Here is a 26,548-nt window from a genome sequence, read left to right on the forward strand (position 1 = left end):
GGGGATGCGAGTTGGCTGAAGTCACCGTCAGGAACATCGTCAAGCGTTATGGAAGCGTCCAGGTCATCCATGGAGTGAATGTCGACATCGCCGATGGCGAGTTCGTCATCCTCGTCGGCCCGTCGGGCTGTGGCAAATCCACCTTGCTGCGCATGATCGCCGGTCTCGAAGCCATATCGGGCGGCGAGATCAGCATTGGCGGCCGGGTGGTGAACGATGTCCTGCCGAAAGACCGCGACATAGCGATGGTGTTCCAGAACTATGCGCTCTATCCGCACAAGAACGTCGCCGACAACATGGGCTTCTCGCTCAAGATCAAGGGCAGGCCGAAGGCCGAGATCGAAGCCAAGGTGAAGAAGGCGGCCGAAATCCTCGATCTGGGCAAGCTGCTCGACCGGTTTCCCAAACAGCTGTCTGGCGGGCAGCGCCAGCGCGTGGCGATGGGACGCGCCATCGTGCGCGACCCGCAGGTCTTCCTGTTCGATGAGCCGCTGTCGAACCTCGACGCCAAGCTGCGTGTTGCCATGCGGGTCGAGATCAAGGAACTGCATCAACGGCTAGGCACGACGATTGTCTATGTCACCCACGACCAGATCGAGGCGATGACGATGGCTGACAAGATCGTGGTGATGCGGGACGGCAAGGTGGAGCAGGTCGGCGCACCGCTCGACCTCTACGACAATCCGGGCAACGTCTTCGTCGCCGGTTTCATCGGCTCGCCGGCCATGAATTTCATCAAGGGCAAGATCGGTTCGAAGGACGGCAGGCAGGTCTTTGTGTCGGATACCGGATCCGTGCTGCCGGTCGAGGCGGGCCGCGCCAAGGATGATCAGCCAGTCATCTACGGCATACGTCCCGAGCATATCGATATCGCGCCCGACGGCTTGGCGGCAACGGTTTCAGTGCTAGAGCCGACCGGTTCCGAGACGCAGATATTCGCCAAATTTGGCGAGGACGCCATTGACGCCATCGTCAAGGACCGGCTGACCGTCCGCCCCGGCGAAGAGGTTAGGCTGAAGATCGATCCGTGCCGGGTCCACATCTTTGACAGGCAAAGCGGCGCACGCCTGTAAACTCTTCAGCGTGCCGTCGCTGTCGACTAGGCGGGAAACAGGAATGCGGCGCCCGGATCGAAAAAGACCCGCCTGTGGCGCGGCGTTGCCTCTTGCGACGCCATGGCGGCAGAGGTCGGCCTGATGTCGATCTCCTGTCCGGCGGCGGTGCGCGCAACGATGCGCCGGCGCTCGCCGTAGAAGGCGACATCGACGATCTCGACGGCGAGTTCCGCGCTCGTCGGGCCGCGCTCGAGACGAAAGGCTTCCGGGCGGATCATCAGCCTGGTCTTTTGCCCGCTGCTGAAGGCGCCGTTCGCGTTTATGCCAGAGATGAGCGAGCCGTCGGCAAGACGTATGGTCGACGCGCCGTCCTTGGTTTCCAGATGTTCGGCGGCCAAAAAATTCGAATTGCCGATGAAGCCGGCGACAAAATCGGTCGCCGGCCGCAGGTACAGGTCTTCGCCGGTGCCGGTCTGCTCGATGCGGCCATCCCTGAACAGGGCGATCCGGTCCGACAGATGCAGCGCCTCTTCCTGGTCGTGAGTGACGTAGAGAATGGTGACGCCGGTCTCGCGATGGATGCGGCGGATTTCGGCTTGGATCTCCTCGCGCAATTTCTTGTCGAGCGCCGAGAGCGGTTCGTCCATCAAAAGGATGGGCGGGTCGTAGGCCAGCGCGCGGGCAAGTGCGACGCGCTGTTGCTGGCCGCCTGACAGCGCGCCCGGCAGCCTTTCGGCGAAGCTTTCGAGCCGCACGAGACCAAGCATGTCGGCGACCTTGCGCTTGACCTCGGCTTCGGGACGGCGGCGCACGCGAAGCGGGAAGGCGACGTTTTCGGCGACGCTCAGATGCGGAAACAGCGTGTAGCGCTGGAAGACCATGCCGATATTGCGCTTGTGCGACGGCACCGCGAGCAGTGACTTGCCTTCCAGCAGGACATTGCCGGAGCTTGGATCCTGGAAGCCGGCGATCGCATAGAGCGTCGTCGACTTTCCCGAACCAGATGGGCCGAGGAAGGTCAGGAACTCGCCCCTGGGGATGTCCAGCGTCACGTCGTGCACGGCCGTGAAGGCGCCGAACGCCTTGCGCAATTTGCGAATGGAAAGGAAGGGCTGGGTCATGTCTGGAACCTTCGACGCAGAAGTGCCGTCACGATCATCAGGGCAAGCGTCAAACCGACCAGCAGGCTGGAGGCCGCGGCGATAACCGGGCTGAGGTCGGCCCTGAGACTGCCCCAGATCTTGACGGGCAAGGTCTGCAAGGTGGGACTGGCCATGAAGATCGCCACGACCACCTCGTCCCACGATGCGAGGAAGGAGAAGATCGCGGCGGAGAAGATGCCGATCCGGATCGACGGCAAGGTGATCCTGAGCTTCGCCTCGAGCGGGCTGGCGCCGCAGACGATGGCTGCGTCCTCGATCGACTTGTCGAAGCCTTCGAGCGCGGTGGCTATCGGGATGATGGCGAAGGGCAGGGCAAGCACGGTGTGGGCGATGATGAAGCCGATGGTGGTGCCGCCGAGACCAAGGCGGAGGAAGAAGGCGTAGATGGCGATGGCGAAGACCACCACCGGCAACACCATCGGCGTCAGCAGCAGACCACGCAGGATTTCGCGACCACGAAACTGTCCGCGAACCAGGGCAAAGGAGGCGAGAAGCCCGACCACCACGGCAAGCAGCGCCGTCATCGTGGCGATCCTGGCGCTGGTGAGTGCTGCTTCGAGCCATGACGGATCGGCGAAAAGCTCCTGATACCATTTGAGTGTCCAGCCGGGCGGCGGAAAGGCCAGCCAGCGCGACGAGCCGAAGGAGAGCAGGACGATGAAGATCACGGGCAACAGCAGGAAGGCGGCGACGAGAGCTGTGAAGCCGAGCAGCGCAACTTTCAGCCATCCCATGCGGTCATAGTCGAGCAGCATTTCAGACGCCTCCCGTCGCGCGCCTGACTCCGACAAGGCGCAATTGCAATGCATAGAGCGCCATGGTGACGACGAGCAGGATGAAGGCGGCGGCGCTGCCGAGACCCCAGTTGAGCAGCGACTGGATCATCTGCGCGATCATTTCGGCAAGCATCATGTTCGATGTGCCGCCGAGCAGCGCCGGGGTGACGAAATAGCCGAGCGACATGACGAACACCATCAGGCCGCCGGCGGCGACGCCCGGCAGCGAGAGCGGCAGCAGGATGCGGCGGAATGCCTGGAAGGGGCTTGCGCCGCAAAGTGCGGCTGCGCGAAGCGTCATCGGATCGATCGCCCGCAAGGTACCGACCAGCGGCAGGATCATGAAGGGCAGCATGATGTAGACCATGCCGATGGTGACGCCGGTCAGATTGTTGATGAGCGGCAGCGGCTGGTCGATGAGACCTGTCGCCATCAGCGCCCGGTTGATGACGCCGGTGCGTTGCAGCAGCACCATCCAGGCATAGGTGCGGGTCAAGAGATTGGTCCACATCGACAGGACGATGACGCCGAAGACGATCGAGGCGAGGGCCGGCGGCATGATGGCAAGCATCCAGGCGACCGGAAAAGCGACAAGCACGGTGACTGATGTGACGACCGCGGCGACCAGGAAGGTGTTGAAGAACACCCGCGCATAAGTGCCGTCACCCAGAAGAGCTGCATAATTCTGGAAGCCGGGGGCGGGGTCGGTGACGCTGCGCAAGAGCAGAGCGAGCACCGGAACGACAAAGAAAAGCCCGATCAGGATCAGCGCCGGCAGCAGGCCGCCGAGGCCTCCCGGCATCCGCAATGTTGCGACGCTTTGCTGCGTTTCCACCGACATGGCGACACCTTGGTTACGGAGCGGGATGCCGTCCCGCTCCTTGTCATGAAATGGCGGGCGTTACTTCGCCTGCCATGCATACCAGCGCGTGGCGATCTCGTCCCGGTGCTCGGCCCAGTACTTCATGTCGAGATTGATCTGCCCGTCGACATGGGCGTCCGGCAGGGCCTTGACCGCATCGGCAGGCATCTCGGCCTTAGCCTTGGTGTTGATCGGCGCATAGCCGCTGGCTTCAGCGAACTTCGCCTGGCTGGTCGGGCTGCTCGCCGCGGCTAGGAACTTCATCGCTGCGTCTTTGTTTTTTGCCCCTTTCGGCACGACCAGAACGTCGGCGGCGGTCAGGTTCTGGCCCCAGGTCACGCCGACATCGGCGCCATCCTTCTCCAGCGCAAAGACGCGACCGTTCCAGAGCTGGCCGAAGGCCGCCTCGCCGGAGGCGATCAGCTGTTGCGACTCCGCGCCTCCGCTCCACCAGACGATATCAGACTTGATGGTGTCGAGCTTCTTGAAGGCGCGGTCGAGATCAAGCGGATAGAGCTTGTCGGCCGGCACGCCGTCGGCCAGCAGCGCAATTTCGATGACGCCGGGCGCCGACCATTTGTAGAAGGCGCGCTTGCCCGGGGATTTCTTCAGGTCGAACATATCGGCCCAGCCGGCCGGTTCGCCTGAAACGGCGCCCTTGTTCCAGGCGAGCACGAAGGAATAGTAGAAGCTGCCGACCGCATGGTCAGTGGTGAAGCGGGGGTCGAGGTCGACCTTCGGCACGGCGTTGAAGTCGATCGGCTCGAGGAGGCCGTCCTTGGCCGCCTTGATGGCGAAATCCATCTCGACGTCGACCACATCCCAGCTCACATTACCGGCGTCGACCATGGCCTTCAGCTTGCCGTAGTCGGTCGGGCCGTCCTGCAACACCTTGACGCCGGACGCGGCCGTGAACGGCTCGGCCCAGGATTTGGTCTGGGCTTCCTGGGTCGTTCCGCCCCAGCTGGTGAATACCATGTCCTCGGCCTTGGCGGCCGTCGTGGTCAGAAGTCCGGCGAGGATGCCGGCGAAGATCAGTTTCATGTCGTTCTCCTCTGTTTGTTGTCGTTGTCGGCATTTGACGGCCGGGTCGTTTTCGCCCTGACCGCTGTTCCCCATCCGCGGCGCTTATCGCATGACGAAGGGATCGGGGATCGGCTCGTCCGAGGTGCGTATCCAGACCGATTTCGAGCGCGTGTAGTCGCGGATGGCATCGAGACCGCCTTCGCGGCCGAGCCCGGACTGGCCGTAGCCGCCGAATGGCACCAGTGGCGAGACGGCGCGGTAGGTGTTGATCCAGACCACCCCGGCATGGATGTCGCGGGCCATGCGGTGCGCCTTGGCGAGGTTGGTGGTGAAGACGCCGGACGCCAGGCCGAACTTCGTATCGTTGGCGAGCGACAGCGCCTGCGCTTCGGTGTTGAAGGCCAGCGCGCTCAGCACCGGACCGAAAAGCTCTTCGCGCACGCAAGCCAAGGTCTGATCAGGCGCCTCGATGATCGTCGGTTGGTAGTAGAAACCGGCACCGTGACCCTTGGGGCGCGCGCCACCAATGATCAACCTGCCGCCATTGGCGAGACTTTCTGCGACGATCTTTTCGATCCGTTCGCGCTGGCGCAGCGTCGCGAGCGGCCCCATTTCGGTTGCTGGGTCCTGCGGGTCACCGATCCTGATGGCTTCAGCCTTCCGTTTCAGCCGGTCGAGGAATTTGTCCTTCACCGAACGCTCGACCAAGAGTCGCGAGCCGGCGACGCAGCTCTGTCCGGTTGCCGCGAAAATGCCGGCAACGACGGCGTTGGCAGCACTGTCCAGATCGGCGTCGGCAAAGACCACGACCGGGCTTTTGCCGCCGAGCTCGAGCGTTGTATAGGCGAGGTTCTCCGCCGTGTTGACGACGATCTGCCGGGCGGTCGCCGGGCCGCCGGTGAAGGCGACGCGGGCGACGAGCGGATGGCTGGTCAGGCGGTGCCCGCAGTCATGACCGAAGCCGGTCAGGATGTTCACGGTGCCGGCCGGAAATCCAGCTTCGTGGACGAGCTCGGCGAAGGCCAGCAGCGGCGCCGGGCCGTCCTCGGATGCCTTCAGCACAATTGTGCAGCCCGCGGCCAGCGCCGGGCCGAGTTTGACCGCCGACAGGAAGAGCTGCGAATTCCACGGCACGACCGCGGCAACGACGCCGATCGGCTCCGGCCGGATCGTTACCTCCATGTCGGCCTTGTCGATCGGAACGAACGAGCCTTCGTGCTTGTCGGCGAGCCCGCCATAATAACGGTAGTAGTCGCCGACATAGGCGATCTGGGCGCGGGTCTCGCGGATGATCTTGCCGGTATCGCGCGTTTCAAGTTCGGCCAGCCGATCGGCATTGGCAACGACAAGATCGCCAAGCTTGACCAAGAGTTTGCCGCGGGCGCTCGCCGTCATCGACGCCCACGGGCCGGAGCGCAGCGCCCGGTGGGCGGCTTCGACGGCCCGGTCGACGTCGGCCACAGATGCTGCGGGCATTTTGGCCCATGGTGTGCCGGTCGACGGATCGATGCTGTCGAAGGTCGTTTCGGCCTCGACGAACTGGCCGTCCATGTAATTCCTGAATTCGGTGGTGCTCATCGCGGCTCCACTTGCGACTCGGAAAAAGCCGGCATCACCTTGTCGATGAAGAGCTGGAGCGATTTCTTCTTGCGCTGGTGCGGCAGGCCGCTGTCGATCCAGATCGAATACTGGTCGTAGCCCTGCGCTTCATAGGTCTTCAGCCTGGCGATCACCTCGTCGGCTTCACCGATGACGAGGTTCTGCCTGATCTTGTCCGGCGCGTATTGCGGCATGGCCGCGATCTCGGCCTCGCTCAGCGGCTCCAGAATGCCCTGATGTACTGGCTTCTTGTTCTGGAACCAGGCGCCGAACTGGCAGTAGAATTGCGACAGGTCCTGCGCCAGACGGTCGGCTTCGGCTGCGTCCTCAGCCACGAAGGTGTGCATCAGAAGCATGATTTCCGGGCGGGGCGTTTCCGGATGGGCCTGGCAGGCGGCGTTGAAGCGCTCGATCAGGCTCGCCACCTCGCCGTCGCCGGAGGCAAGCGGCGTCACTTGCACATTGCATTTGCTGGCCACCGCGAAATCGTGCGAGTTGGGGTCTCGCGCCGCCACCCAGATCGGCGGATAGGGCTTTTGCCGCGGCTTGGGTGAGGAGGAGGTGGATGGGAACGACCAGAACTCGCCCGAGAGTTCGAAATCGCCATCCCAAAGGCCGCGAATGGCCGGTACCATCTCACGCATGCGCTGGCCCGCGCCCCAGGCCTCGAGGCCTGGGAAGAGCCGTTGATATTCATAGCTATAGGCGCCGCGCGCGATGCCGATATCGAGCCTGCCGCCGGTGATGACGTCGGCCATCGCCGCCTCGCCGGCGAGCTTGATGGGATGCCAGAACGGCGCCACGATGGTGCCGGTGCCCAGGCGGATGCTTGTCGTCCTCGCGCCGAGATAGGCGATGTTGATGAACGGGTTCGGCGAGATGGTGAATTCCATGCCGTGGTGCTCGCCGATCCATGCGGTCTCGAAGCCTGCCTGCTCCGCGAGGAGCACAAGTTCCTCCAACTCCGCCAGCAGTTCGGAATGCGGCTTCGCCAGATCCGAGCGCTCCATGTGGACGAAAAGCGAAAATCTCATCGGTCTCACCTGTGGCCGGAATGGATAGCTGCGGCTGGCGCTGGTTTGGCGAGCGGCCGGACTTCGCCTTCGACCTCATTGCCGACATAGACGCCGAACTGATCCTCGGTACGTTCGCGCGCATAGCGGTCAAGCATCGAACGCACCGCCGGGTCGACGATCTTCAGACCGGCGATATGCTCGATGTCGACAAGCCTGACCCGGCGATCGTCGGAGTAGGCGCCGTCAACCGTGCCGCGATAGTAGACATGGGTGCGCGAAGGGTCGGCTGCATCGTCCCACACCGCGAACAGGAAGCCGAGCTGCGCGTCGATGGCCCTGGCGGCTAAGCGTCCCTTGAGACTGCGGGCATCACCGGCTGCGCCCAGCCCGCGCCCGACCGGCAATTCGTGAGACCCGTCGGCGGTTTCGAAGAACAGCACGCGGCCCTCATTTTCGAGGATGGCGCCGACTTCGGTCTCGGGAGGTGCTGCCGCCAAAGCTTCCTGGCTGAGGCCAGGCGTGACATAGGCGCCCCGGCAGTAACCAAGCGGCTGCGCGCCATTGTGGTTGAAATCGCGGACACGACCGATGAGGATCGAATGGTCGCCGGCATCGACCAGTTGTTCCATCCCGCAATCGAACACCGCAACCGAACCGTCGATCAGGGGATTGCCGGTCTGGCCCGGTTGCCAGGCGACGGCGGCAAATTTGTCCACGGCCCTGGATGCGAAGATGCCGGATTCGGTCTTCTGGCTCTCGGACAGGATGTTGATCGCGAAGCCTCTCGATGTCGAGAACGCGCTGTGTCCTAATGCTTTCTTGGCGATGCAGACAAGCACCAGCGGCGGTTCGAGCGACACCGAGGTGAAGGAGTTGGCGGTGAAGCCGCGCGGTTCACCTTCGGCGCCGATCGTCGTGACGATGGTGACACCGGTCAAGAAGGAACCCAAAGCCCGCCGGAATTCGGGGATGTCGAATGCGATCCCAGCGCTTGCGGCATCCGTGGGGTTTTCGAGAAAGACCTCGATATGATGAGTCACTTTCTCGGGCGAAGCTATTGTCATCATATGCTTTTCGCCGCTCAGGACCAGGCAATGACCGTTCGGCGCAAGCCGTGCCATCGCGGCCGACATTGCGGGTGTCGAATTCCTGTCTTCCGATCCGGTCATGAACAGCGCCGGGTGGCTAAACTCGGCAAGGCGGTCGGCATGCTCGGCGTCGGCGCGGGCAAAGAGACGGTAGGTGCGGGCATAGCCTTGCGCGTCGACACTCTCGAGCGCGGTGCGCGCCGTTGCGGCGGCACCGGCCAGATCGGCCGGGATCGGGTCGCCGAACCAGCGGGCAATCGTTGCGGCAATGGCTGAACGATCGTTGTGATGACCCAGAGCCGCAGCGCGTTCGCGCACCGCTTGGGCGAGTGCCGGAGGGCGGCGGAAGACCGCGTTGAGGCAGACGACCGAGTTGACCCGCGAAGGCGCGAGGAGCGCAATTTCCTGAGCGACCAGCGCGCCCATGGAATGGCCGACCACCGATACGCTATCGAGGCCAAGATGGTCGAGCAGGCGGATCGCCTGATCGGCGAAATCCCTAAGCTCGGCATTTTCCGGCGGCAAGGGCGAACCGCCATGGCCAAGCATGTCGATGGCGATCAGGTCGTGGCGACCCTTCATCATCTCGATCTGCGACTGCCAGATCGAAGCACTCATGCCGACGCCGTGGATGAGGAGAACCGGCGCGCCGGAACCGGCCCGGATGAAGCCGGTACCATCCGGAGCCATGTCGCGGACCCATGCGGAAGCGGCGGCGTCAGCCATGCAGATCTCCGACCTCCTTCAAATCCTGATAGCGGTCGCCGATGCGGTGATGCGGGCGGCCACCAACAGAAGCGCCGAGCGCCACCACCAGTTCGTCGGGGGCGGGCGCATCGCCGATCTGGAAATGCACGGTCAGATAATGCGAACGGCGGCCCTCGTCGTTCTTGTCCATCAGCGGGATCATGATCGGCGTATTCGGTCCGCCGCGCAGATTGGTGAAGGCGAGGTAGGTCTTGGCGCCGACGGCGCGGCGATAATGATTGCCGAAATGCAGCGTGTGGATCAGCGCCGAAGCGTGCTCGATCTCGCCCGACGTGCCTGAGATGGCGGCCTTGCCGTAGCCTTCTATCGCCTCGCCTGAGCCAGCGATCGCGATGATCTCCCGGGTGAGCGTTTCGCCGAGCACCGGAGCGACGGCGCGGATCTCAGGAGAAAGATCGTCGGTGAAACCGCGGCCAGCCCAGGGGTTGGTCAGCACAGCGGCGACGCCGATCAGGCGCAGCGGCCGGGGTGCTGCCTTGCCACCTTCGATCAAGGTATTCTCAACATAGGTCACGATCTTGCGAATGGCCGGTTTCATGCAAATCCTCGGTCGAAATGGCGCAACGGGCCTTCATCATTCCTATCGCGTATTATGGTATACCATGCTATGGAGAACCATAAACCTTGTCAATCGACTATGGAATCTGTTTTGTGACGCGGTAGGGCAGTTCAGCTTTTGATAGAATCGCTGACTCGCTCTAAGTGTTTGTTTTTACGCAACTCAGGACGGAAAACCGCAAAGCACTTTTCCTGGAATTGCTCTAGGGAGCGGAGAAAAAATGGCTGACGATACGCTTCGGATCGACCGCTCTGCCAAGACGCTGAGGACGCTGGCGCTCGAGCGCATGCGCGAGGCGATCATGGACTTCCATTTCCAGCCCGGCGAAAGGCTGGTCGAGCGGCCGCTTTGCGATCAGCTCGGCGTCAGTCGTTCGGTCGTACGCGAAGTCCTGCGGCAATTGGAGGCGGAAGGCCTCGTGCAGATGATACCGGGTCATGGGCCCGCGGTGGCGAAACCCGATCTCGGCCGCACCGACGAAATCTACGAGTTGCGCGCCTTGCTGGAAGGCATTGCGGCGCGGGCTTGCGCGAACTCGGCCACCGACGGGCAGATCGCTGTGCTCGACGGTGCCCTGGAAAAGCTTCTCGAAGCCTGGGCGTCGGGTGTGCCGGTCGAAGTGATGCGGGCGACGACCAAATTCTACGAGGCGCTGTTCGATGCAGCCGACAAGCGCATTGCCTGGGAGATCGTCACCGGGCTGAATGTTCGCATCAACCAGCTGCGTTCGATGACGATTGCATCGGAGAACCGCCGTGAGCCGGCGATCGCCGAAATGCACGCCATCATGGACGCCATCCGGTTACGCAAGCCGGAGGCGGCGGAAGCGGCGGCCAGGCGCCATGTCGAATCCGCCTGGCAGATCGCCCGCAACGCGCTTCGGCTGGGTTCCCTCGACTAGCATTGCCCGATCTTGCGGGCGGCAGCTTCGTCGAGCCGTGATTGGCTGGGCTAGTTCTTGTCGACCGGCTTCGACCGCATCCGCGAAACGGTTTCGCGTTCGGCCCGCTTGGAGCGCATCGGCGGCAGGCCGCGGTCGATCAGATCCATGTCCTCCAGCACCATGTCGCCCATGCGCTTGAAGGCGATGTCGAGCGCGCCGGCCCGATGTGCGGAGCGCAGGAAGCCGGGCAGGGCGCGAACCGGATGGTCCTGAGCCAGCGGCTCTTCCGGGAAGACATCGCTGGCGGCGACGATGTGGCCGCTCTTTACCGCTGCCATCAGGGCCGGGAAGTCCACCACGCCGGCGCGGCTGAGCAGGATAAAGGCCGCTCCTCTGCGCATTCTGGCGAAGGCTTCCGCGCCAAGGAACCCCTGGTTCTCGCTGGTCACGGAAGCTACGACGAAGACAAAATCGCTCTCCGACAGGACTGTATCGAGCGAGGCCGGCTCGACGCCGTTCTCGATCAGGATCGACGGCGGCAGCCACGGATCGAAGACCTTGGTCCGCGTGCGAAAGCCTGACAACAGCCGGTTGAGTGCGCGGCCGAGATCGCCGAACCCGATGATGCCGACATCCGCGCCGGAGAGCAGCCGCGCCGTCCTGTTGCCATCGCCGCCCCACAGCTCCTTGCCCTGCCGAAAGGCGAGGTCGGCATCGACGATGCCGCGGGCGAGGTTGAGCGCCATGGCGATGCCGAGCTCGGCCACCGGCTCGGCGAACACCAAGCCGGTGGTGACGACATGGATGCCACGCGCAAACAGCGCCTCGTAGGGCATGTTGTTGATCAGGTTGCTCTCGACATTGAAGACGCAGCGAAGCGCCTTCATCCGATCCAGCGTTTCGGGTGCGATCGGCGGCTGGCCGACAATGTAGCGCGCTTCGGCCAGCACATCCGCCGGCAGCGCGGCGACGCCCTCGGGCGTCGTCTCGACGATGCGGTATTTCGCCCTGAAGCGCGCCAGCTGCGGCGGCGTGAAAATGAGGTCGAGCGTGCGCGGTTCCGGCGCGCTGATGACCAGCGGCAATGAATGCGACATTTCTCCTCCTGCGCCGATATCAGGGCAATCCGTGCAGATCTGACTATTCGATGATGGAACGGTTTACCAGTGGTGCCGCAGGCGTCGAGGAATGGCTGCCGAGAGTTGATCGCCAGCAAATTCAACCCAGAGGGTGCGCGAGCGCGACGATGTCCTCGACATTCTGGTGTGAGCGCGCGAAATGCTTGAGCACGAGCGGATCGTGTCCTGGAACGATATGGGCGGGTGAGCTGGCAAGCTTCTTCATCCGCTCCACCCCAAGGATCACGTCGCTCAGCCGGTCGAAGACGGGAAATGGCTTTTCGCGTTCCATATTGGCATAGAAGTGAGCGGCGTCGGAGGCGATCACCACCGCGCCATTGTCGGTTTCGACGCGGACCACCTGCAGCCCGCGCGAATGGCCGCCGACCTTGTGGAGCGTGATGCCGGGCGCGATTTCCGATTCCGGATCGTGGAAGCAGACCTTCTTGTTGTAGACGCGCCGCACCATGGTGGTGACGTCCTCGACTTCGAACGGATGGCTCATCGCGTGATGGCACATGCAGCGGCCGGTCGCGAATTCCATCTCAGCATCCTGCAGGTGAAAGGTCGCGTTGGGAAACAGGTGATGGTTGCCGCAATGGTCGTAATGCATGTGCGAAATGATCACGTCGCTTACGGCCGTATGGTCGATGCCGATGACGGCGAGGCCTTCGTCGACCGGCCTGATGACGCTGCGGCCACGCTTGTCGCCGGTCGGTTTGTCGAAGCCGGTGTCGACGATGAAGGTGCGCTGCTCGCCGACGATCGCCCAGACGAAATAGTCCAGCGGCATTGGAACGTCATGCGTGTCGCCGCCAAGGAAATTTTCGTTCGACCGGCGCTCGAAATGGCCGTAGCGAACGGCATGGATTTCATAGCGTGCCGCGTTGCCCATCGTCAGCTCGCTTCGGCAACGCCAGGGGTCTCGGCCGAGCCGACTTGCACATGCGCCCAGGTTTCGACCGTCTTGACCATGCAGGTGAAATCAGAGTCAGGCCCGTAGAGCTGGTTGGTCACGCTCAGCAACTGGCGGACCGCGCTGCCCACCACCATCGGCACGCCCATCGCCTCGGCCTCGTCGACGCAAAGCCGCACGTCCTTGAAGGACAGGCCGGTCGCGAAACCGAAATCGAAGGTGCGCGGCAGCACGGATTTGGGAAATTTGTCCTCGGTCGCACTGTTGCGGCCGCTCGATGCGTTGATGACGTCAAGCATGACCTTGGGATCGAGGCCGGCCTTGACGCCCATGACGACAGCTTCGGAAGAGACGGCGAGGGCTGCGGCGGCAAGCAGGTTGTTGGCAAGCTTCATGGTTTGGGCGGCGCCCTGAACCTCGCCCATGAAGAAGATCTTGCCGAAGTTCTCGATCACCGGCCTTGCCGTTTCGAAGGCCGCTTTCGGGCCTGATACCATCACCGCGAGCGTGCCGTTGCGGGCACCCTTCAAACCGCCGCTGACCGGCGCGTCGATCATGGCGATGTTCTTTGGTGCAAGACCTTCGGCAACCCTGGCGGCCGTGCGCGGGCCGGTCGTCGATATGTCGATGAAAATCCGAACCGATTTGCCCTCGGCAATGCCGGATTCACCGAGCACGACCTTTTCGAGGATCTGGGGACTGGGCAGGCTGGCAAAGACGATCTCGGCACTGTCGGCAACCTCGCGCGCGCCGGTTGCCGCCCTGGCGCCTGCCTTGACCAGTTCCTCGACCGCCCTGGTGTCGACGTCATGGACCGTCACATCATAGCCGGCCTGGATGAGACGGCTCGCCATCGGCGTGCCCATTTTTCCGATACCAACAAAGCCGATTTTCATGGTCGACATGATCGCTCACTCCTCAGGTGCACATTTCCCATCGCGTTAATCTCGATATCGCGGATTGCATTCATCAGATGATATCCACGCCGGCAGCCTCGGGTGCCGTATCGCGTGTCGGCCGCGGCACGAGAAGTTCCGCAATATCCAGGACCTTCAGTTTGTCCGCCACGCCAAGGGCATCGATGGCCGCGGTGTACATCACCTTGTCCTTCGGGCAGGCCACGACGAAATAGTCGATGTCGCCAAGGCTCAGCGCTTCGCGGATACGGTTCTCGCTCGGCCGCTCGGCAACGCCGTCGTCGCTCTGCCAGATGCGGCCGCCGCCGGCGCCGCAGCAGAAGGAATTCTCGCGGCAGCGTGGCATGTCGTGAAGCGTGTAGCCGGCCGCGCGGATCAGGTCGCGTGGCGCATCGAAGCCGCCATTGTAGCGCCCGAGGTAACAGGGATCGTGATAGGTAACCTTGCCGCCATCGACCGGGGCGAGGTCGAGCTTTCCCGCCTGGATGAGCTCGGCCAGCAGGGCGGTATAGTGCAAGACCTCAAATGCAGCGCCGAAATGCCGATAGTCGTTCTTGAGCGCATTCAGGCTATGTGGATCGGTGGTCATGATGCGGTTGAAGGTGCATTCCCCGATCGCATCGATGTTGGACTGCGCGAGCGTCTCGAACAGACCCTCTTCGCCGGCGCGCCGTACGTCGTTGCCGCTGTTGCGCTCGGCGTCGAAGAGAATGCCGAAATCGACACCTGCCGCATTCAGCAACTCGGCAACCTTGCGGGTGATTTCCTGAACGCGCGGATCGTAGGAGGCGTAGTCGCCGACGAACCACAGAACATCGACAGGTTCGCTGCGTGCGTCCTTGACCGGAAAGCCGAGTTCCCTGGTCCAGCGAGCCCGCATCTTGGAAGGCTTGCCCATGGAGTTGCCAAGCCGGGTAAGGTTGGAAAGCGCATCCTGCAAACCTGGACTGACACGGCCTTCGTCGACCAGGTGACGGCGCATGTCGATGATCTTCGGCAGGTGCTCGATCTCGACGGGGCACTCTTCCATGCAGGCTCGACAGGTGGTGCAAGCCCACAGCGTCGCTTCCGAAATGACGCCGCCGACCAGCGGCAGCGCCGACGGCCCGGCGGCCAGCGCGTCGCGCATGTCGGTGATCAGCATCTTGGGGCTGAGCGGCAGGCCCGCGGCATAGGCCGGGCAGACCGCCTGGCAACGGCCGCATTCGGTGCAGGAGAGAAGGTCGAGCTGCTGTTTCCAGTCGAACTCAGCGAGCTTGTCGACGCCGGGATTTTCACGATCGCGCGGCACCGCCGGCGCGGCGCCGCGCGGTTCGAGATTGCGAAAATAGATGTTCGGCGCGGCAAGGAACATATGCCGGTGCTTCGAGCCGGGAATATAGACGAGAAAGGCGAGGATGGCGCCGACATGCAGCCAGTAGCAGATCTCCTGTGTCTCCTGCGCCGGCACACCGATGCGGCCCAGCAGGCCGGCAAGCCAGGAGGCGACCGGCCGCCACGAACCGTCCGCCCCGCCCAGAATGCGCGCCGCCGCTTCGAACAGCAGCGAGCCTACGATCAGCACGATCAGCACGTAAATGATCGCCGCGTCGCTGCCGCTCGATCCCTTGAACCGTGCCGGCCTCAGGACATAACGCTGGTAGAGCGCAAGCCCGACGCCGATCAGCATCAGCACCGCGAAGAAATCCTGCAGGCCGGCGATCCAGGTTTCCCCGCCGACGAGCGCCAGCGAGAACCCTGGAAACAGACGCGAGCCGAAAGCCTCGATCGTCGCGGTGAACAGGACGAAGAAGGAAATGAAGATGATCGCGTGCAGCACGCCGGCGAGCGGCTTGCGCAACATCTTCCTGTGCAGGCCGATGGCGGTTGCCACGCCTTCCAGGCGTCGCAACGGCTGGTCGAAACGGGCAACCTTCGGCGCATTGGCAAGCGCGGACACGTAGTGGCGTGCGCGCCAGCCTGTCATTGCGATTGCCGAAGCCAGTATTACCCAGAGCACCAAGGTCGATGCCATCTCAACGGCCCGGCGACGCCTGCAGCCTGTCGCTCAGGCTCGCGACGAGATCGAACAGGTCACAGGTTGCGCCGTAGTGAGCGACGTTGAAGATGGGAGCCTTCGGATCGGTGTTGACCGCGATGATCAGATCGGCGTGCGACATGCCCTCGAGATGCTCGGGCGCGCCGGAGACACCGAGCGCCAGATAAAGCTTGGGCTTGACCTTCTGGCCCGATTTGCCGACCTGGCGCAGCTTCGGCAGCCAGCCATTGTCGACCACGGGACGGCTGCCGGCGATCTCGGCGCCGAGGATCGTCGCCAGGTCGCGGGCAATGTCGATGCTCGCCTCGTCGCCAATGCCTCGACCCACGCAGACGATCCGTTCGGCGGTCGTCAGGTCGACATCGGCATAGTCAGGCACATCGATGGCCACCATCTTGACCCTGCTGCTTTCGATGGCAGGCATGGCATCGAATTGCTGCACCTTGGCGGCGTCGACAGGGCCTGGCATGGCCTCCTCGAAGGCGCCCGGATTGACCATCAGGACCGCGGGGAGCTTGACCACGCATTCGGCAAGGACCTTGCCGCCATACATCTGTGCTACGACATTCAGACTTTCGCCATCCCGCTTGATTTCATTGACATAAGACAGGAGCGGCCAGCCGGTGCGCGCGGCGATGTCGGCAGCGACATCCAGTCCGTTCGCCGAGTAGGGCACCAGCACCAGATCGGGCTGTTCGGCCGCGATCGTATCGCGCAACAGGCGCGCATAGGCTTCGGCAGGGATCAGATCGGAACCGGCGGCGTCAGCGGCGATCAGCCGATCTGCTGCTCCGAAGGAAGAAGCTGCCGCCTTGGCGGCCTGGCCGGCAAAGAAGGCGACCACCTCGTCGCCAGCCGCTGCGATGGAACGCGCCGCGTTGATCATCTCGAGGGAGAAGGCTTCGACCCTGTCGGAGCGGCCTTCGGTGCAAGCTATCATCTTCATGGCTTACTTCCTTGCCAGACCGTTGGCTGCCAGGATGGCGACCAGTCGGTCGGCGACATTCTCGGCGTCGTTGCCGAGGTCTTCACCCGAGCCGCCCTGCGTTGGCAGGCGAAGCTCGCGTATCTCGGCCGAACGCTCGAAGCCGGATGGCTCGAGCGTGGCGCGACCGATCGGGGTTTTCGACGCTTCGCGCAGCTTGCTGCCGGAGACGTAACGCGGCGCCTTGGAGGCAGTCTGCACGCCGAGCACCGCAGGCAAGGCCATCTCGTAGGTGACGGCGACGCCCGCGCCACGCTCTTGCGTTACCCGCAATCCGGCACCGTCGGGTAAAACGCGGTTGGTGCCGGAGACATGCGGCCAGTCGAGCAGCGCGCCGACATAGGGTGCCAGCTGGCCGAAGACATCCTCGGTCGACTGCACGCCGCAGAGAACGAGATCGGCGGATTTGGCGCGCGCCGTCGCCGCGATCGTGGCGGCTATGGTGCGCGAGGAGATCATGGCATCGTCCTCGGTTTGGAGGGCTATGACCTCGTCGGCGCCCCGGGCGGCGGCCATCTGCAGCACCCGGTTGGCGCCTTCGCCAATGGCGACCGCCGTTACTGTCGCGCCGCTCCCTTCCTTGAGCAAAATCGCTTCTTCGAGTGCATGATCGTCGAAATCGTTGAGCTGGAAATCCAGCCACTCGCGATCGATGCCGCGCCCGTCCTCGGCAAGCTGAAGCTCGCCGGCGGAATCCGGAATCATGCGCAGGACAACGAGAATATTCACGGCCTCTCCTCCGACGGAACGCACCTCAAGCGCCCGGCACCCGTTTTAGATCGTATTTTCAATCCTTCCCAACGGGCAAAAATGTAATAGCAGCTATTACAAGACCGAAGGTTGACCTTTCCCGGCTATCAATTGTTAATTTGAGCCCAATCGTGGTCAATCCGCAATGTTCTGAACGGGAGAGGATTCAGAATAATACTTCTATTTTTGCCAGAATATCTATCAACATTCTATTGAATGTTCAGGAGGAGGAACAAATGTCAGTAAAGAGCATATTAGATCACAAAATCTCGCGTAAGAGTTTTATCCGGGGCGTGCCGGCCGCGGCCGCCGCCATGGTCGCGGCGCCAGCCATCCAACTCGCCCAGACCAGTGCCGCCGTCGCCGCCGAACCGGAGACCAAGCCCGGTTACTATGGCGCGCCACGCACCTGGATGTGGAATCCCAATGCCAACACCATGGTCGACACATCGAAGTGGAAGAAGGACGGTCCCTATACGATCGGTTTCTCCAATGCCTCGATTTCGAATGCCTGGCGCGTCGCCTTCCAGCACGGTGTCCTCTGGTCCGCCGGCCAGCATCGCGACGAGATCGCTCATCTTTTGGTCACCGACGCCAATGACGATCCTTCCAAGCAGATCGCCGACATCCAGGATCTGATCAGCCAGGGCGTCGACATCCTGCTTATCGCCGCCTCGACCGAAGACGCGCTCGATTCCGTCGTTGGCCGCGCCATGGAACAGGACATTCCCGTCGTCATGGTCGACCGCAAGGTGAAGACGGCGTCGAATTACATCACCTACGTCACCGCATCCGACTGGGCGCTCGGCCGCCTCGAGGCTCAATGGCTGTGCGAGACGCTCGGCGGCAAGGGCAATATCGTGATGCTGCCCGGCATTGCCGGTTCCAGCGTCGCGGAAATCCGCATCAAGGCGAACGAGGAGGTGTTCTCGAAATTCCCTGATATCAAGGTGCTGGAGAAGCAGTATTGCGACTGGAACCCGGCCACCGGCAAATCGGTGATGGCGGCGCTGATCCAGAAGCACGGCAAGAACATCAACGGCGTGCTTGCCGACAGTGCGCTACAGGGCTATGGCGCGATCGAGGCGTTCCTCGACGCCGGCTACAAGGCCGGCGAATTTCCACCGATGACCGGTGGCGACGTCGCCCGGATGTATCAGCTGGCCAACCAGCACAACATCAAGATGGTCGGCATCGACTATCCGACCTCGATGGGCATCACCGGCATCGAGACCGCGCTCGACGTGATGAAGGGCATCTCTGTCCCGGACAAGGTCGAGGTGAGCTTCCAGGTTGTCACGTCGCCGGGTGCGGATACTGTCTCGGTCAAGGGCGACAGGCATCTGCTCGACCATGTCAGCATGGACGATCCGGGCGACCTGTCGCCAAGCAATGGGCTGCCCGCCGGCTATAATCCGAGCACATTCAATCCCGACTATCCGAAGTAAGCCTCCCAAGCGACCCGGTGCGCGCCAGGCTTGGCGCGCACCGGACGTGAATTGAACAGTTCGAGCGCCGGATATGTCAGCGTCTGTTATTGAGCTCAGCCAGATCGAGAAGGACTATCCTGGAGTCAAACCCCTGGACAAGGTCGATTTCGCCGTGCAGCCAGGCGAGATCCACGCACTTCTGGGTGAAAACGGCGCGGGCAAATCAACGCTGATCCGTGTCATGGGCGGCGTGACCAAACCCAATTCCGGCACCATCACCTATCTAGGCAAGCCGGTTTCCTGGCAGTCGCCGAAGGCAGCGCGCGCTGCCGGCATTCATGTGATCCACCAGGAGCTGGCGCTTTTTCCCGAGCTTTCGGTTGCCGAGAACATCCTGGTCGACGCCCAGCCCCGGGGCATGCTGGGGCTCATTTCGAACCGCGCCCGCCACGCCCGCGCGGCTGAAATCCTCGCACAGCTCGGCGTCGATATCCCGACCCACGCCAAGATCGACGAATTGCCGCTTGCCGATCAGCAGATGGTCGAGATCGCGAAAGCCCTGGTCGGCGACGTGCGGCTGCTCATCCTGGATGAGCCGACGGCGGTCATCGCTGGCCGCGAGGTCGATCTTCTGTTCGAGAACATGCGCAGGCTGCGCAATGAAGGCGTCGGCATCGTCTATGTCTCCCATCGGCTCGAGGAAATCTTCGAGATCGCCGACAGGGTCACGATCCTCAAGGACGGCCAACTCGTCGGCACGAGCCCGGTAAGCGCGCTCACTCGCGAAGAGATGATCACCAAGATGGTCGGCCGCCGGCTCAGCCAGATCTATCCGCCGCGGCGTGCCGCGCCGGCGGACGGGCCGGACGTGCTCAGCGTTCGCAATCTCAGGGCTGGCCCGCGCGTCCGCGACGTCAGCCTCAACGTCCGGGTAGGCGAAATCGTCGGCGTGGCCGGCATGGTCGGCTCGGGACGCACTGAGGTCGCCGAGGCCATCTTCGGCACCCGCGCCGTCGACAGCGGCGTGATCGAATTCGATGGCAAGCCATTCGAGAGAAAGCTTCCGAAGGGTTCGATCGGCCATGGGCTCGGTTTTCTGACCGAGAGCCGCAAGGACGACGGCCTGTTTCTCGGCCTGCCGATCTCCGCCAACATCGTGGCGCCAGATCTCGACGCCATAACGAAACGCGGGCTGATCGACCGTAAGCAAGAGCGAGCGGTGGCCACGCGGCAGATCCAGGATTTTTCGGTGGCGACACCGTCGCCCGACGTGAAGATCGGCAATCTCTCGGGCGGCAACCAGCAGAAGGTGCTGTTCAGCCGCTGGTCGCGGATCGCCAGCAAGCTGCTCATCCTCGACGAACCGACGCGTGGCGTCGATATCGGGGCCAAGGTGGAGATCTATCGCATCGTGCGCCGGCTGGCGGATTCGGGCGTCGGCGTGCTGATGATCAGCTCGGAACTGCCGGAAATCGTCGGTCTCTCCGACCGGGTCTTCGTGATGGCGCAGGGCCATGTCGTCGGCGAAATCAAGGGCGATGCCCTCAGCGAGGAGGCGATCATGGATCTCGCCGTGCGATCGGTCGAGGACCGCAATGCGGGCATGGATCAGCATGCGGAGCCGGTCGGATGAGCGCGATCGCCATGGACATTCGCCGCAACCGGCTGATGCTTTCCTATCTGATCGTAGCAGTGCTTCTGGTGCTGCTCGCCGTCGCCGGCGGCTTCTTGTCCGACCGGTTCCTGACCTGGCGCAACATCGGCAATCTGCTCCAGCAGCTCATTGTGCTGGGCATGGTCAGCCTAGGCCAGACTTTCGTCGTGCTGATGGGCGGCATCGATCTGGCGATCGGTTCACTGGTCGGCGCGCTCACCGTCTTTCTGGCGAACTTCCTCGAATGGCGCCCGGATCTGGTCTGGCTCGCCTTGCCGCTGGCGTTGATCGCCGCCACCGGGGTCGGCGCCATCAACGGCCTGCTGACCGTCGTGCTGCGCGTCCATCCCTTGATCGTCACACTCGGCATGTCCTCGATCATCTTCGGCGGTACGCTTATGTACCGCAAGGAGCCCGGCGGCTCGGTACCGCGCGCCTTCGCTGACATCGCCTATACAAAGGTCGGCGGCATTCCGATCAGCGCCATCGTGCTCGTGGTGATTTTCGCGCTCGCCGGGCTTTGGCTGCAGCGGACGCGCACCGGCCGCAGCATCTACTTCGCCGGCGGCGACCGGGAAGCGGCGCGGCTTAACGGCCTGCCCGTCGACCGCATCGTTGTGCTGGCCTATGCACTGTCGGGCCTGTGCGCCGGCATAGCGGCGATTTTCCTGACCGCGCGAACCGGCGTCGGCGACCCGCGCATCGGCGTCGCGCTGACGCTGCAGTCGGTGACGCCGGTGGTGGTCGGCGGCACTATCCTGGCGGGGGGCAGGGGCGGCGTGCTTGGCACGTTCCTCGGCGTGCTGCTCGTTACCATGCTAAACAGCCTGCTGAATTTCGTGAATGTCTCGTCCTACTACCAGTGGGTCATTCAAGGTCTCATCATCCTCATCGCCGTCGGCATTCACAGCTCGAGGCGGAAATAGCGATGACACCTCTCGATACCCCGATGCAGCGATCGCAAAGCATTTCCATAGCGTCCGTTTTCGAGCGCTATGGACTGGTGATCTTCCTGGTCGCGCTTATGGTCGTTGCAGCCATCGCTTCACCGACCTTTCTGCGCCCGGCCAACCTGGTCAATGTGCTGACGATCGCCGCACCGCTCGGCATGGTCGTCGTCGGCCAGACCTTTGTCATCCTGGTGCGCGGACTGGATCTTTCCGTGGCCTCGTTGATGGCGACGGTGGCCGTGCTGGCCACGGCCTTCAAGGCCACGACCAACGAGGCGATCCCGATGATCTTCATCGCCGCGATCGCCCTGTCGGCCATGGTCGGCCTGGTCAATGGCTGGCTGGTGGCCAAGCGCAACGTCAGCCCGTTTCTCGCGACGCTGGCGATGATGATCATCCTGCAGGGTGCACGCTTCGCCTACACTGGCGGGGCGCCGATCAGCACGCTGCCGCCCGGCATGGGCTTTCTGGCCTCGGGACGGGTCCTTGGCATTCCGGTCAATCTGATCACCCTGGCATTTCTGGCGATTGCCTTCGGCATCGTGCTGCACCGATCGCGCCTTGGCCGGGAAATATTCATGGTGGGCAGCAATCCGAAAGCCGCGTTTCTCAATGGCGTGGCGCCGGACCGCGTCGTGATCCTCTGCTACGTCATCTGCTCGGTCTGTGCCGGGATAGGCGGGCTCTTCCTGCTCGGCTATGTCGGTACGGTGTCGAATTGGGTCGGGCAAGGCTACGAACTGGATTCGATCGTCGCGGCGGTGATGGGCGGGGTCGCGCTTTCCGGCGGCCGCGGCAATGTCTTCGCCGCGCTGCTCGGCGTCGCCGTGCTGGTCGTGATCAATAACCTGGTGCTGCTGCTCGGTTTTCCGATCGAGATGCAGCTCATCATCAAAGGCATCATCATCATCGGCGCCGCGGCTTTCTACCGGACGCGGCTCGCCTGAGATGATGTGGTCGTTGGACCTCGAGGGAGGAAGAGAATGACGGTTGAAATTCTGGCGCAACGCAATGCACGGCCGGGACGCGACGAGGAGGTGGATGTCGTGATCGTCGGCGCCGGCCCGTCCGGCTCGGTCGCCGCACTTCATCTGGCGCGCGCCGGCATCTCGGTTGTCGTGCTGGAGCAGGGCGAATGGCCGGACTATGACGACTACACCGGCGCCCGCCCGGAACACGAGTTGGTCAGCACCAAGCTCTGGCATCCCAATCCGAACGTTCGCGACAGCCCGAACGACTATCCCGTCGATACGTCGACGACGGACATCAATCCGCTGATGTTCGCCGGTGTCGGCGGCAGCGCCACGCTTTACGGCGCGCAGTGGATGCATTTCCTGCCGTCCGATTTCCGGGTGCGCTCGATGGACGGCGTGGCGGAGGACTGGCCCTTCACCTACGAGGACCTCTTGCCCTATCAGCTCGAGATAGAGCGCGAAGTGGGTGTGTCGGGCCTCTCCGGCGACCCCGCCTTTCCGCCGCGCGGCGCCTATCCCTTTCCGGCGTTGCCGATGGGGTCCGTGGGCCTGCGCGGCGCGCTCGGCATGGAGAAGATGGGCTGGCACTGGTGGCCGGGAAGCAATGCGATCCCGTCGGAGAAGTTCGGCGAGCTCAATCCGTGCGTGCGCCGGGGGACCTGTCTTACCGGCTGCCCCGAGGGGGCGAAGTCGACGACCGACCGCTCGCATTGGCCACTGGCGCTGAAGGCCGGCGCACGGCTGATCACCCGTGCCAGGGTGAAGGAGGTCGAGACCAACGACCAGGGGCTTGCCACCGGTGTCGTCTATATCGACGCCAATGGGCGCGAGCGGCGCCAGCGCGCCAAGGTCGTCATCCTGTGCGCCAACGGCGTCGGCACGCCGCGGCTGCTGCTGATGTCAGGTGGCTCAAGGAATCCGCACGGGCTCGCCAACTCCTCGGGCATGGTCGGCAAGCGGCTGATGATGCATCCCTTCGCCAGTGTGCTTGCGTCCTACGAGGACCCGCTCGATTCCTGGCGTGGTCCGTTTGGCCAGCAGGTCTATTCGCTGGAATTCTACGAGACGGATGAAAGCCGTGGCTTCGTGCGCGGCTCGAAATGGAACTGCATGCCGTCGGGCGGACCGGTCGGCGTGTCCGGCGCAACCGGCTCCAAGGTCTATGTCGCCGAGGAGGGCCGCTTCCAGGATTTCTGGGGCGCCAATCTGCACGAGAATGTCGCCCGCCGCTTCGGTCATTCGCTGATCTGGGGCATCGTCGGTGAAGACCTGCCGGAGGAGAGCAACCAGGTGGTGCTGTCGAAGGACCTGGTCGATTCCGATGGCCTGCCGGCGCCGCAGATCGTCTACAAGGTCAACGAGAACTCCAACCGGCTGCTGCAGTTCAATATCGACCGCTGCCTGGAATCGGTGCGTGCCGCCGGGGCCATCGAGACGCTGGTTTCGACGCCGGTGCGCGAATCCGGCTGGCACCTGATCGGCACCACCGTCATGGGCGGCGATCCCAAGCGCTCCGTCGTCGATCAGTGGGGCGCCTGCCACGACGTGCCGAACCTCTATGTCATGGACGCTTCGACCTTCCCGACCTCGGGTGCCACCAATCCGACAGCGACGATCATGGCCGTGGCGCTGCGCAACACGCATCGCATGATCGCCGAGCGCCGCAACCAGAAGGTGGCCTGAAATGGCGAAGGAACAAGTCTTCTTCGCGCTCGCCGATTTCCTGATCCCGGCGCATGGCAAGATGCCGAAGTTCAGCGATGTCTGCGCTTACGCCGACGTCGAGAAGTCCCTCGATTTCCGCATCGATCTCAAGGAGGGCTTTGCCCGCGCCATCGCCACGGATCCGTCCACAGGCGCGGAGGCACATCTGGAAAAGATCAACAAGCAAGACGGCGAAGCCTTCTCGGCGATCACCACCATTGCCATCGCCACCTACTACATGAACCCGCGCGTGCGTGAGCTGATCGGCTATCCCGGCCAGGAAAATGTCCAGTACGATTCCAAGGCAACGCAGATCTACCTGACCAATGGCTCGCTCGGGCATGTGATCGCCCGCGGCCGCAAATACCGGCCGACCCCCGGCCTCTGACCTCCCAAGCAAACAGGAAAGGACTACCCCAATGGGCAAGGACGTATTCGACAAGGGTTTTGAAATCCGCAAATCGGTTCTCGGCGCGGAGTTCGTCGAGAAATCCTTCGCCAGCGCTGATGATTTCAACCGCCCGATGCAGGAGTTGGTGACGGAATATTGCTGGGGCGCCGTATGGGGCCGCGATACGCTCGACAAGAAGATCCGCAGCATGCTGAACCTTGCCATGCTGGCTGCGCTCAACCGTCCGCACGAGCTGAAAATGCATGTGAAGGGCGCGCTGCGCAACGGCGTCACCAAGGACGAGATCCGCGAGGTGCTGCTGCAGGTGGCGATCTATGCCGGCGTGCCGGCAGGCGTCGACGCCTTCCGGCTCGCCCGCGAGGCCATGCAGGAAGCCCAGGCATGACGACGCGCCCGCCGCTCGCCGCGGAAAAACTGTCGATGCTGGTCGGGGGCCGCTCGGTCGCCTCGGCATCGGGTGATCGTTTCGAATCCTTCGATCCCTTCACCGGCAAGGCCTGGGCGCTGGTTCCGCGCGCCGGGATTGCCGACGTCGACGCGGCCGTTCAGGCGGCCGTCGACGCCTTCCGCGGCGAATGGCGGACAATGAGCGCGAGCGCGCGCGGGCAGATCATGACGCGTTTTGCCGACCTTGTCGCCGAGGAGGCCGAAAACCTCGCCATTCTCGAAACCCGCGACAATGGCAAGCTGATCAATGAAATGCGGATGCAGTGCAAATACATCCCGCAATGGTTCCGCTTCTTCGGCGGCCTCGCTGACAAGATCGAAGGCCGGGTCATCCCGATCGACAAGCCAGGCGTGTTCAACTACACGCGCCAGGAGCCGCTGGGCGTCGTGGCCGCGATCACGCCGTGGAATTCGCCGCTGATGCTGGCGACCTGGAAGCTGGCGCCGGCGCTCGCCGCCGGCAACACGATCGTCTGGAAGCCGTCGGAATTCTCCTCCGTCTCGGCGCTGTTCTTCGGCCAGCTCTTCGAAAAAGCCGGCTTCCCGAAAGGCGTCGTCAACATCATCACCGGCTTCGGCAACGAGATCGGCGATCGCCTCGTGACGCATCCCGACGTCGCGAAAGTGGCCTTTACCGGCGGCGACGCGACCGGCCGCCGCGTCTATCAGGCGGCGGCGGGCGGATTGAAGAAGGTGACGCTCGAACTCGGCGGCAAATCGGCCAACATCGTCTTTGCCGACGCCAAGATGGAAGCGGCCATTCCCGGCCTGGTTTCCGGCATCTTCGCGGCGACCGGCCAGACCTGCATCGCCGGCTCGCGCGCGCTCGTGCAGCGCTCGGTCTACGACCAGGTGACGGAAAAACTGGTCGAGTTCGCAAGGACCGCGAAGATCGGCGATCCGCTCGATCCCGAGACCCAGGTCGGACCGATCACGACGCTGCCGCAGCGCAAGAAGGTACTCGACTACATCGGCATCGCCAACGGCGAGGGTGCGACGCAATTGCTAGGGGGCAAGGTGCCCGAGGACAAGTCGATCGCCGACGGCTGGTTCGTCGAGCCGACGATCTTCGGCAACGTCAAGCAGTCCATGCGCATCGCGCAGGAAGAAGTCTTCGGACCGGTGCTCTCGATCATTCCGTTCGAGGATGAGGACGAGGCGGTGGCGATCGCCAATGACAGTATCTATGGGCTGGCGGCCGGTCTGTGGACGCAGGATCTCGGCCGCGCGATCCGCCTGCCCGAACGGCTCGAAGCCGGCAGCATCTGGGTCAACATGTATCGCGCAACCAGCTATCTCTCGCCCTTCGGCGGCTACAAGCAGTCGGGCTTCGGCCGGGAGAACGGCCAGACCGCCATCTACGAATATCTCCAGGAAAAAAGCGTCTGGATCGATGGCGGGAATTCCATTCCCGCGCCGTTCGTCCAGCGCTGACCGGACAGGACCTTCGCGGAGGAA

The 26,548-nt window shown here is 63.3% G+C and carries 24 protein-coding genes; 10 read left to right on the forward strand and 14 right to left on the reverse strand.

All coding sequences use genetic code 11. The annotated features are described in order from the left end of the window. Positions 1-11 precede the first annotated feature (11 nt). Positions 12-1,073: an ABC transporter ATP-binding protein gene (locus C9427_RS20020; RefSeq protein ID WP_107650832.1), complete on the forward strand. Its 1,062-nt coding sequence runs from the start codon at positions 12-14 to the stop codon at positions 1,071-1,073. A 26-nt stretch (positions 1,074-1,099) separates the two neighbouring features. On the opposite strand, the gene C9427_RS20025 is transcribed toward C9427_RS20020, so the two are convergent. The 8 genes from C9427_RS20025 to C9427_RS20060 all read right to left on the reverse strand — a co-directional run bounded on the left by C9427_RS20025 (position 1,100) and on the right by C9427_RS20060 (position 9,891). Continuing rightward, entirely contained in the window at positions 1,100-2,176 is a 1,077-nt protein-coding gene (locus tag C9427_RS20025) for an ABC transporter ATP-binding protein (protein WP_107650833.1), read from the reverse strand. After that, a complete protein-coding gene (locus tag C9427_RS20030) occupies positions 2,173-2,973 on the reverse strand; it encodes an ABC transporter permease (RefSeq protein ID WP_107650834.1) in 801 nt (266 codons plus the stop codon). Before C9427_RS20030 ends, C9427_RS20025 begins: the two co-directional genes overlap by 4 nt. A gap of 1 nt (position 2,974) precedes the next feature. Then, positions 2,975-3,835: an ABC transporter permease gene (locus tag C9427_RS20035; RefSeq protein WP_107650835.1), complete on the reverse strand. Its 861-nt coding sequence runs from the start codon at positions 3,833-3,835 to the stop codon at positions 2,975-2,977. Between the two features lie 60 nt (positions 3,836-3,895). Further along, the gene (locus C9427_RS20040) at positions 3,896-4,900 is read right to left on the reverse strand and encodes an ABC transporter substrate-binding protein (RefSeq protein WP_107650836.1); all 1,005 of its coding nucleotides are present in this window, start codon (positions 4,898-4,900) and stop codon (positions 3,896-3,898) included. 84 nt (positions 4,901-4,984) lie between these two features. Continuing rightward, positions 4,985-6,460: an aldehyde dehydrogenase gene (locus C9427_RS20045; RefSeq protein WP_107650837.1), complete on the reverse strand. Its 1,476-nt coding sequence runs from the start codon at positions 6,458-6,460 to the stop codon at positions 4,985-4,987. Continuing rightward, positions 6,457-7,515, reverse strand: a complete 1,059-nt coding sequence (locus C9427_RS20050; protein ID WP_107650838.1) for an LLM class flavin-dependent oxidoreductase — start codon at positions 7,513-7,515, stop codon at positions 6,457-6,459. Before C9427_RS20050 ends, C9427_RS20045 begins: the two co-directional genes overlap by 4 nt. Before the next feature lie 5 nt (positions 7,516-7,520). After that, positions 7,521-9,311, reverse strand: coding sequence for an alpha/beta fold hydrolase (locus tag C9427_RS35250; RefSeq protein ID WP_107650839.1), 1,791 nt, complete (start codon positions 9,309-9,311; stop codon positions 7,521-7,523). Further along, entirely contained in the window at positions 9,304-9,891 is a 588-nt protein-coding gene (locus C9427_RS20060; RefSeq protein ID WP_107650840.1) for an amino acid synthesis family protein, read from the reverse strand. The genes C9427_RS35250 and C9427_RS20060 overlap by 8 nt, the downstream gene beginning before the upstream one ends. Positions 9,892-10,132: 241 nt before the next feature. Between C9427_RS20060 and C9427_RS20065 the strand changes: the two genes are divergently transcribed. Further along, positions 10,133-10,813, forward strand: a complete 681-nt coding sequence (locus C9427_RS20065; protein WP_107650841.1) for a GntR family transcriptional regulator — start codon at positions 10,133-10,135, stop codon at positions 10,811-10,813. A 50-nt stretch (positions 10,814-10,863) separates the two neighbouring features. On the opposite strand, the gene C9427_RS20070 is transcribed toward C9427_RS20065, so the two are convergent. The 6 genes from C9427_RS20070 to C9427_RS20095 all read right to left on the reverse strand — a co-directional run bounded on the left by C9427_RS20070 (position 10,864) and on the right by C9427_RS20095 (position 17,498). Continuing rightward, positions 10,864-11,892 (reverse strand): hydroxyacid dehydrogenase, encoded by a 1,029-nt coding sequence (locus C9427_RS20070; RefSeq protein ID WP_107650842.1) that lies wholly within the window; start codon positions 11,890-11,892, stop codon positions 10,864-10,866. 121 nt (positions 11,893-12,013) lie between these two features. Beyond that, entirely contained in the window at positions 12,014-12,808 is a 795-nt protein-coding gene (locus C9427_RS20075) for an N-acyl homoserine lactonase family protein (RefSeq protein WP_107650843.1), read from the reverse strand. Between the two features lie 2 nt (positions 12,809-12,810). Then, a complete protein-coding gene (locus C9427_RS20080) occupies positions 12,811-13,734 on the reverse strand; it encodes an NAD(P)-dependent oxidoreductase (protein WP_107650844.1) in 924 nt (307 codons plus the stop codon). 64 nt (positions 13,735-13,798) lie between these two features. Further along, positions 13,799-15,712, reverse strand: a complete 1,914-nt coding sequence (locus C9427_RS20085; protein WP_208636387.1) for a heterodisulfide reductase-related iron-sulfur binding cluster — start codon at positions 15,710-15,712, stop codon at positions 13,799-13,801. A gap of 49 nt (positions 15,713-15,761) precedes the next feature. Next, positions 15,762-16,730 (reverse strand): electron transfer flavoprotein subunit alpha/FixB family protein, encoded by a 969-nt coding sequence (locus C9427_RS20090; protein WP_107650846.1) that lies wholly within the window; start codon positions 16,728-16,730, stop codon positions 15,762-15,764. Between the two features lie 3 nt (positions 16,731-16,733). Further along, positions 16,734-17,498 carry an electron transfer flavoprotein subunit beta/FixA family protein gene (locus C9427_RS20095; RefSeq protein ID WP_146172564.1) on the reverse strand — a complete coding sequence of 255 codons (765 nt, stop codon included), beginning with the start codon at positions 17,496-17,498 and terminating at the stop codon, positions 16,734-16,736. Between the two features lie 257 nt (positions 17,499-17,755). On the opposite strand from C9427_RS20095, the gene C9427_RS20100 reads away from it, so the two are divergent. The 8 genes from C9427_RS20100 (at position 17,756) to C9427_RS20135 (ending at position 26,524) form a co-directional block, all read left to right on the forward strand. After that, positions 17,756-18,967 carry a substrate-binding domain-containing protein gene (locus tag C9427_RS20100; protein WP_097571516.1) on the forward strand — a complete coding sequence of 404 codons (1,212 nt, stop codon included), beginning with the start codon at positions 17,756-17,758 and terminating at the stop codon, positions 18,965-18,967. Between the two features lie 73 nt (positions 18,968-19,040). Continuing rightward, positions 19,041-20,582, forward strand: a complete 1,542-nt coding sequence (locus C9427_RS20105; RefSeq protein WP_107650848.1) for a sugar ABC transporter ATP-binding protein — start codon at positions 19,041-19,043, stop codon at positions 20,580-20,582. After that, positions 20,579-21,529, forward strand: coding sequence for an ABC transporter permease (locus tag C9427_RS20110; protein WP_107650849.1), 951 nt, complete (start codon positions 20,579-20,581; stop codon positions 21,527-21,529). Before C9427_RS20105 ends, C9427_RS20110 begins: the two co-directional genes overlap by 4 nt. Positions 21,530-21,531: 2 nt before the next feature. Next, complete coding sequence (locus C9427_RS20115; RefSeq protein ID WP_107650850.1) at positions 21,532-22,500, forward strand: ABC transporter permease; 969 nt, start codon at positions 21,532-21,534, stop codon at positions 22,498-22,500. Positions 22,501-22,536: 36 nt separating this feature from the next. Then, positions 22,537-24,210, forward strand: coding sequence for a GMC family oxidoreductase (locus tag C9427_RS20120; RefSeq protein WP_107650851.1), 1,674 nt, complete (start codon positions 22,537-22,539; stop codon positions 24,208-24,210). A 1-nt stretch (position 24,211) separates the two neighbouring features. After that, positions 24,212-24,619, forward strand: coding sequence for a hypothetical protein (locus tag C9427_RS20125; protein ID WP_107650852.1), 408 nt, complete (start codon positions 24,212-24,214; stop codon positions 24,617-24,619). A gap of 31 nt (positions 24,620-24,650) precedes the next feature. Further along, entirely contained in the window at positions 24,651-25,028 is a 378-nt protein-coding gene (pcaC, locus tag C9427_RS20130; protein ID WP_097571522.1) for a 4-carboxymuconolactone decarboxylase, read from the forward strand. Then, on the forward strand, positions 25,025-26,524 hold the full coding sequence (locus C9427_RS20135; RefSeq protein WP_107650853.1) for an aldehyde dehydrogenase: 1,500 nt from the start codon (positions 25,025-25,027) through the stop codon (positions 26,522-26,524). Before pcaC ends, C9427_RS20135 begins: the two co-directional genes overlap by 4 nt. The last annotated feature ends 24 nt before the right edge of the window (positions 26,525-26,548 follow it).

Origin of the sequence: Mesorhizobium helmanticense (assembly GCF_003034915.1) — a bacterium.
GTDB classification, from domain to species: Bacteria; Pseudomonadota; Alphaproteobacteria; order Rhizobiales; family Rhizobiaceae; genus Mesorhizobium; species Mesorhizobium helmanticense.